Genomic DNA, 8,255 nt, shown 5'->3' on the forward strand with positions numbered 1-8,255 from the left:
TGAATCATGAGCCAGAACGTATACCAATTTATCGATGTCCAACGCGTTGATCCAGCGAAAAAACCAATCAAAATTCGTAAGATCGAATTCGTTGAGATTTATGAACCCTTTACTAAGCAGCAGGCAACGGCTCAGGCTGACCGCTGTTTAGATTGTGGTAACCCTTACTGTGAATGGAAATGTCCCGTTCATAACTACATCCCTCAATGGCTAAAACTCGCCAACGAGGGGCGCATTATCGAAGCGGTAGAGCTTTCTCACCAGACTAACAGTCTTCCAGAAGTGTGTGGCCGAGTATGTCCGCAGGATCGCCTATGTGAAGGTTCTTGTACTCTGAATGAAGACTTCGGCGCGGTAACCATCGGTAACATTGAAAAATATATTACTGATAAAGCATTTGAGATGGGCTGGAAGCCAGACATGTCAAAGGTTGTCTGGACAGATAAGAAGGTCGCGATTATCGGTGCCGGACCAGCAGGTCTCGCCGCCGCAGATATCTTAGTCCGCAACGGTGTGAAACCAGTTGTCTTCGACCGTTACCCTGAAATTGGTGGCCTGCTCACCTTCGGTATCCCTTCATTCAAACTGGAGAAAGGTGTGATGGAAAACCGTCGCCGAGTATTCAGTGAAATGGGGGTCGAATTCCGCTTAGGTGTTGAAGTTGGTAAAGACATTGAGATGCAGCAGCTTGTTGATGAGTACGATGCGGTGTTCTTAGGTGTCGGTACCTACAAAAACATGCGTGCAGGACTCGCAAACGAAGAAGCTCCTGGTGTTTACGATGCACTACCCTTCCTTATCTCCAATACTTACAAAGTAATGGAACTACCTAGCGAAGAGTCATTTATCGATATGGCTGGTCAGAAAGTCGTTGTACTAGGTGGTGGTGACACTGCAATGGACTGTGTCCGAACTTCTATCCGTCAGGGTGCTTCGAATGTAATTTGTGCTTATCGTCGTGATGAAGCCAATATGCCTGGCTCTCGCCGTGAGGTGAAGAATGCAAAAGAGGAAGGGGTTAACTTTATGTTTAACCTGCAGCCTCTTGGTATAGAAGTTGATGCAAGCGGTAAAATATCAGGAGTGAAAGTGGTCAAGACCGCTTTAGGTGAACCTGATGAAGCAGGTCGTCGCCGACCACAACCTGTCGAAGGAAGTGAGCACGTACTTGAAGCCGATGCCGTCATCATGGCATTTGGTTTCCAACCCCACCAGATGTCATGGCTAACACCGTTTGGTGTAGACCTTGATGAGTGGGGCCGTATTAAAGCGCCATTGGATCAAGAGTTTATGTTCCAGACCAGCAACAAAAAAATCTTTGCTGGCGGTGATGCGGTACGAGGCTCTGATTTAGTGGTGACCGCCATCGATGAAGGGCGCAAAGCCGCCGAAGGTATTCTCGACTTCCTAGAGGTTTAACCTCTCAGAAAACAAAAAAGGATCCAAAGTTTGGATCCTTTTTTTATTTAAAACATATAATTATCTGACAAAGTTCCAATGATAAGGATCCGAAATGAAACAGGGAGCTCTCCTTTCCTTAACCCTAATCACTTTAACTGCATGTAGCCAAGGAGTGACAACCATGACAGACCGTACTTCTCAGCCTTGCGGAGATAAACCTAACTGTGTCTCAACTCAGGATACCAGAGAGAAGCACCAGCTTGCGCCTTTCACCCTTGCGGACAATACCACTCTTGACGCTATTGAAGCAGTAGCCTTGCAACTGCCTGGCGCAAAAACCGCAGTCAAGGAGCAAGGTTATCTTCGTATTGAGTGTACGTCCAAGATCATGCGTTTCGTCGATGATTTAGAGCTAAGAGTTGAAGGCAACACATTACTGGTTCGCTCTGAGTCAAGAGTTGGCTATTCAGATTTCGGTGTTAACCGTAAGCGTGCAGACATGCTACGAGAGTTGCTGAATGAAAATGGTCTGATCGAATAATCACGGCCATAGTACAGATACAAAAAAACCGAAGCTTGTGCTTCGGTTTTTTACATCAGAGAACCCGATTACTGGGCTTCATCGCGGAAGACAACAAGTCGCTTAGGAGCAACCTTGCCATCATCATTCACTTCGGCAACACCAATGAAAAGTTTCTCTTCACCGGAAGTCATTCGAAGTGGTGTTCCTTCTGGAGCACCGAATACCTGCACCGGCATACCATGCTGAACCAAGTTAGTCAGTTCTGCATTAAGGTTTACTTCCGGTAGATCTTCTACCGCGGTATCCATTGGTAGCAATAGTGGATCAAGTAGATCTTTTGGCGCAACTTCATCACGATGTGCTTGCTCAAGCAGCTCGTTAAGTTGCTCTAAGGTTACCATCTTCTCGTATGGGTATTTGGCTACACCAGTACGACGCAACATAGTTACGTGGGCACCACAACCAAGCATCTCACCAAGATCATCAACGATAGTACGAATGTAAGTACCTTTTGAACAATGTACTTCCATCTCTACTTCATCACCTTCAAAGCGGTGAAGTACGATTTCATACACATTGATCTTACGTGATTCACGAGGAACTTCGATACCTTTACGCGCATATTCGTATAGCGGTTTACCCTGGTACTTCAATGCTGAGAACATTGAAGGTACCTGATCAGATTCACCACGGAACTTATCAATACACGCTTCAAGTTTCTCAAGGTTCACATCCACTGGACGCGTCTCTACGATTTCACCATCTGAGTCAGAGGTGTCGGTACGCTCACCCAGTTTAGCGATGACTCGGTAACGCTTGTCTGAGTCCAACAGGAACTGTGAAAACTTAGTTGCTTCACCAAGACAGATCGGCAGCATACCCGTCGCTAGGGGATCCAGTGCACCTGTATGACCTGCTTTTTCGGCAAAGTAGATACGTTTTACTTTCTGCAGCGCATCATTCGATGAGATACCTGTTGGTTTATCTAACAGGATAACACCGTTGATTGGACGACCTTTACGACGACGAGCCATTAGCTGTCTTCTCCAGTCTGGTCCTCTTCACGGCCAGCGTCTTGCTGCTTACGCTTATCTTCGTTAACAACTTCAGAAACAAGGTTAGACATACGCATACCTTCAACCAAAGTGTTGTCGTAGTAGAAACGAACTTCTGGAGTCAGACGCAGACGAATGCGCTTGCCTAGCATCATACGGATATGAACTTCATGCTCACGTAGCGCTTCAAGACAAGACTCAGGCGTTTGCTCACCAACACAAAGGAAGGTTACAAATACTTTTGCGTACGCCAGGTCACGTGACACTTCTACATCAGAAATGGTCACCATACCCAGACGAGAATCGCGAACTTCGCGCTGAAGAATCAGAGCAAGTTCTTTTTGCAGCTGTTGTGACACTCGCTGCGTGCGGCTAAATTCTTTTGACATATCTTTTCTCTTATTAGAAAGAATGGGGGGATGGTCGTAACCAGCCCCCCATGGCGTATTCAACAACCAATTACAGCTTATCTTAAGAAGATATCGCTCGTAATTTTAGTCAATTAGTCAAGAGTACGTTTAATTTCAACGATTTCGAATACTTCGATCTGGTCACCAACGCGAACATCGTTGTAGTTCTTAACGCCGATACCACATTCGTAGCCACTCTTAACTTCCTGAACGTCATCTTTAAAGCGACGTAGTGATTCTAGCTCACCTTCGTAGATAACAACGTTATCACGTAGTACACGGATAGGGTTGTTACGCTTAATCAGACCTTCAGTAACCATACAACCAGCGATTGCGCCCAGTTTCGGTGACTTAAATACGTCACGAACTTCAGCAAGACCAATGATCTCTTGCTTGAATTCTGGAGCAAGCATACCGCCCATTGCTTGTTTAACTTCGTCAATCAATTGGTAAATGATTGAGTAGTAACGTAGATCAACGCTTGCTGCTTCAACCGCACGACGCGCAGATGCATCAGCACGAACGTTAAAGCCAAGGATGATAGCGTTAGAAGCTTCTGCTAGTACTACGTCAGTTTCAGTAATACCACCAACACCTGAACCCACGATGTTCACTTTAACTTCTTCAGTAGACAGTTTCAGTAGTGAGTCAGAGATAGCTTCAACAGAACCTTGTACGTCAGCTTTCAGTACTACGTTTAGTTCAGCAACTTCACCAGCAGCCATGTTAGAGAACATGTTCTCTAGCTTAGATTTCTGCTGACGAGCAAGTTTCACTTCACGGAACTTACCAGCACGGTAGTTAGCAACTTCACGTGCTTTACGCTCATCACGTACTACAGTCGCTTCGTCACCTGATGAAGGTACACCTGAAAGACCTAAGATCTCTACAGGGATAGAAGGACCAGCTTCTGTGATCTCTTTACCTAGTTCATCACGCATTGCACGAACACGGCCGTATTCCTGACCACAAAGAACGATGTCGCCTTTGTTTAGTGTGCCTGATTGAACAAGTACTGTAGCAACTGGACCGCGACCTTTATCTAGACGAGATTCAACAACTACACCAGACGCCATGCCTTCTTTAACCGCTGTAAGTTCAAGAACTTCAGACTGAAGAAGGATTGCTTCTAGAAGACCGTCGATGTTTGTACCCTGTTTCGCAGAGATGTGAACAAACATGTTCTCACCGCCCCACTCCTCAGGAATTACGTCGTACTGAGCTAGCTCATTCTTAACGTTATCTGGGTTTGCGTCTTCTTTATCGATCTTGTTCACAGCAACAATCAGTGGAACTTCTGCCGCTTTCGCGTGCTGAATCGCTTCGATTGTTTGTGGCATTACGCCATCGTCTGCTGCTACTACTAGTACAACGATATCTGTCGCTTGAGCACCACGAGCACGCATAGCGGTAAACGCCGCGTGTCCAGGAGTATCAAGGAAAGTGATCATACCGTTGTCAGTTTCTACGTGGTATGCACCGATGTGCTGGGTAATACCACCCGCTTCGCCAGATGCAACGTGTGTGCGACGAATGTAGTCAAGAGTCGATGTTTTACCGTGGTCAACGTGACCCATGATAGTAACAACAGGAGCACGAGGAACCGCTTCAGCGTTGTTGTCACGATCTGACAGTACCGCTTCTTCCAGCTCGTTCTCTTTACGTAGAATTACCTTGTGACCCATCTCTTCAGCAACTAGCTGAGCAGTCTCTTGGTCAATCACTTGGTTGATAGTCGCCATAGCGCCCATCTTCATCATCACTTTGATAACTTCAGTGCCTTTAACAGACATCTTGCTAGCAAGTTCAGATACAACGATTGTTTCGCCGATCACAACGTCTGCTTTAGCAACAGTCGCTGTCTTATCGAAGCCTTGTTGCATTGAAGTTGGCTTAGCCAGCTTACCTTTGTTGCGACCTTTGCCACCACGTTGGTTACGACCACCGCGGTTTTGATCATCATTGCCAGCAGCTTTTTTCTTCTTCTTACGACGGCCGCCTTCTTCTTTACGGTCAGCAGCATCTTCTGCTTCACGAGCGTATGTAGAAGTCGTTACGTGGTAGTCAGAGTTTTCAAGCTCTTTCTTTTTCTTCTCTTCTTCACTCCAACGAGCTTCATTTTCTTCAGCTAGTTTACGTGCTTCTTCAACAAGCTTGGCAGCTTCTTGTTCAGCTTTACGTTGGGCTTCTTCTTCCTGACGACGCTTTAGCTCGTCAGCTTCTTTCTTCGCTTGCGTATTAGCGTCCGCATTTTTTGCATTCATGTCTTTCTTAGCCTTATCAGCTTGTACGCGTTTTGCCTTTTCTTCAGCTTCACGTTTTGCATCCGCTTCTCGCTTCGCTTTTTCTTCGGCCTCGCGTTGTGCTTTCTCTGCAGCTTCACGTTTTGCTAGCTCTTCAGCCTCACGCTTCGCAAGCTCTTCAGCTTCACGCTTTGCTGCTTCCTCAGCCTCACGTTTTGCGTCGTCTTCGATAATGCTGCGCTTCACATAAGTTCGCTTTTTGCGTACTTCTACTTGAACATCCTTACTCTTGCCACCACCAGCATTTACACTAAGTGTGCTGCGAGTTTTACGCTGTAGAGTTAAACGAGTTGGCTCAGATTCACCTGAAGTGTCACCGTGCTCTTTCTTAAGGTGAGTCAGAAGCTTCTGCTTTTCGTCGTCAGAAACCTGGTCACCACTCGCTTTCTTCATACCAGCGTCAGCAAGTTGTTCAATTAAGCGGTCCACTGGAGTTCCAATTTCTTCACTCAGTGCCTTAACAGTAATTTGTGTCATCCGCTTTCTCCTTGCTGAAAAATTATTCTTCGTCGCCGAACCAACAAATGTTACGAGCTGCCATAATTAGCTCACCCGCACGTTCTTCGGTCAGGCCTTCAATACCTTCAAGGTCATCGATGCCCTGATCAGCCAGGTCTTCTAGTGTCGCAACACCTTTAGCTGCCAGTTTAAATGCCATCTCGCGCTCTAGGCCTTCTAGGCCAAGTAGGTCTTCAGCTGGCTCAACACCTTCGAAAGACTCTTCCTGTGCTAGCGCAAGAGTAGTTAGTGCATTCTTAGCACGATTACGTAGTTCTTCGACTAGATCTTCGTCTAGGCCGTCTACTTCAAGTAGTTCGTTAACTGGAACGTAAGCTACTTCTTCTAGAGTAGAGAAACCTTCTTCAACAAGTAGTTGAGCAAAGTCTTCTTCAATGTCTAGGTGCTTCATGAAGCCTTCAATTGCAGCTTGAGACTCTTCTGCGTGTTTCTTGTGAAGATCTTCAACTGTCATTACGTTCAGTTCCCAACCAGTTAGTTGAGATGCAAGACGTACGTTTTGACCGTTACGACCGATAGCTTGCGCCAGGTTGTCAGCTTCAACTGCGATATCCATAGCGTTAGCATCTTCATCAACGATGATAGAAGCAACGTCTGCTGGAGCCATTGCATTGATAACGAATTGCGCAGGGTTATCGTCCCAAAGAACGATATCAATACGCTCACCGCCAAGCTCACCAGAAACCGCTTGTACACGTGCACCACGCATACCAACACACGCACCAACAGGGTCAATACGCTTGTCGTTAGTTTTCACTGCGATTTTCGCACGAGAACCTGGATCGCGAGCTGCGCCCTTAAGTTCAATGATCTCTTCCGCGATTTCAGGAACTTCAACACGGAATAGTTCAGCTAGCATTTCAGGCTTAGAGCGAGTAATGAATAGCTGGAAGCCGCGTGCTTCTGGAGCCACTTTGTATAGTAGACCACGTACACGGTCACCTGGACGGAAGTTTTCACGAGGAAGCTGGTCATCACGTAGGATTACCGCTTCAGCGTTGTTACCTAGGTCAAGAACAACCGTTTCACGGTTTACTTTCTTAACAACACCAGTAACAAGTTCACCTTCGTTATCGATGAACTGTTCAACGATTTGTGCACGCTCAGCTTCACGTACTTTTTGTACGATTACTTGCTTAGCAGTTTGAGTCGTAATACGGTCGAATGTTACTGACTCAATATCGTCTTCAACGAAATCACCTAGTTGAATTTCTGCATCTTCGTATTGTGCAGCTTCTAGAGAGATTTCTTTTGTTGGGTTTTCTACTTCTTCTACAACTAACCAGCGGCGGAAAGTTTCGAACTCACCCGTTTTACGGTCAATTTCAACACGTACGTCAATTTCGATTTCGTGTTTTTTCTTAGTAGAAGTTGCTAGAGCAATTTCAAGGGCTTCAAAGATACGCTCACGAGGTACCGCTTTCTCGTTCGATACCGCTTCTACTACCGCTAAAATTTCTTTACTCATTTTAAATAGCCTCTAAGACTTTAATTAAAATTTAGGGATCAGGTTAGCTTTTGAAATGTTGCTTAGTGCGAACTCTTCTTCATTACCTTCAACGGTAACAGAGATAGTTTCACCATCAACTGAGTGGATAATGCCTTTCCACTTACGACGGTTGCCTACAGCCATTTTCAAAACGATGCTTACCTCGTGACCAATAAATTGTTCATAGTGTGCAGCTTTGAAAAGTGGTCTCTCTAAACCTGGTGAAGACACTTCAAGGTTGTAAGCCACTGTGATTGGATCTTCAACGTCCATAACCGCACTTACTTGACGGCTAACTTCCGCACAATCTTCGACATTGATGCCGTTCTCGTGGTCGATAAAGATACGCAACGTTGAATGCTCGCCTGCGCGAATAAATTCTAATCCAACTAACTCATAACCTGATGCAGCTACAGGAGCTTCAAGCATTTCAGTAAGTTGTCTTTCTAAACCAGTCATTTTAACCACTCCAGAAACAAAAAAGGGCTCACAGCCCATTTTTAAATTCCAAGCAAAGCTCTAAATTTCCGTACAGAAATTTAGATAACAAAAACC

Annotated in this window: 7 protein-coding genes; 2 read left to right on the plus strand and 5 right to left on the minus strand. The window is 45.6% G+C overall.

Features of this window, described 5'->3' with window-relative positions:
• The first annotated feature begins 6 nt into the window (after window positions 1-6).
• Both RH46_RS00275 and RH46_RS00280 read left to right on the plus strand, forming a co-directional pair.
• Window positions 7-1,419, plus strand: coding sequence for an FAD-dependent oxidoreductase (locus tag RH46_RS00275; protein ID WP_006877383.1), 1,413 nt, complete (start codon window positions 7-9; stop codon window positions 1,417-1,419).
• 94 nt (window positions 1,420-1,513) lie between these two features.
• Complete coding sequence (locus RH46_RS00280) at window positions 1,514-1,942, plus strand: DUF1499 domain-containing protein (RefSeq protein WP_006877384.1); 429 nt, start codon at window positions 1,514-1,516, stop codon at window positions 1,940-1,942.
• A gap of 68 nt (window positions 1,943-2,010) precedes the next feature.
• On the opposite strand, the gene truB is transcribed toward RH46_RS00280, so the two are convergent.
• From truB to rimP, 5 genes are all read right to left on the minus strand, one after another.
• Entirely contained in the window at window positions 2,011-2,958 is a 948-nt protein-coding gene (truB, locus tag RH46_RS00285; protein WP_006877385.1) for a tRNA pseudouridine(55) synthase TruB, read from the minus strand.
• On the minus strand, window positions 2,958-3,368 hold the full coding sequence (gene rbfA, locus RH46_RS00290) for a 30S ribosome-binding factor RbfA (RefSeq protein ID WP_006877386.1): 411 nt from the start codon (window positions 3,366-3,368) through the stop codon (window positions 2,958-2,960). The genes truB and rbfA overlap by 1 nt, the downstream gene beginning before the upstream one ends.
• 113 nt (window positions 3,369-3,481) lie before the next feature.
• Window positions 3,482-6,169, minus strand: coding sequence for a translation initiation factor IF-2 (infB, locus tag RH46_RS00295; protein ID WP_006877387.1), 2,688 nt, complete (start codon window positions 6,167-6,169; stop codon window positions 3,482-3,484).
• A gap of 22 nt (window positions 6,170-6,191) precedes the next feature.
• Window positions 6,192-7,679: a transcription termination factor NusA gene (gene nusA / locus RH46_RS00300; RefSeq protein ID WP_006877388.1), complete on the minus strand. Its 1,488-nt coding sequence runs from the start codon at window positions 7,677-7,679 to the stop codon at window positions 6,192-6,194.
• Between the two features lie 24 nt (window positions 7,680-7,703).
• Window positions 7,704-8,159 carry a ribosome maturation factor RimP gene (gene rimP / locus RH46_RS00305; RefSeq protein ID WP_006877389.1) on the minus strand — a complete coding sequence of 152 codons (456 nt, stop codon included), beginning with the start codon at window positions 8,157-8,159 and terminating at the stop codon, window positions 7,704-7,706.
• Window positions 8,160-8,255: the final 96 nt, after the last annotated feature.

This window comes from Vibrio brasiliensis LMG 20546, from assembly GCF_000189255.1.
In the GTDB taxonomy this organism is placed as follows: domain Bacteria; phylum Pseudomonadota; class Gammaproteobacteria; order Enterobacterales; family Vibrionaceae; genus Vibrio; species Vibrio brasiliensis.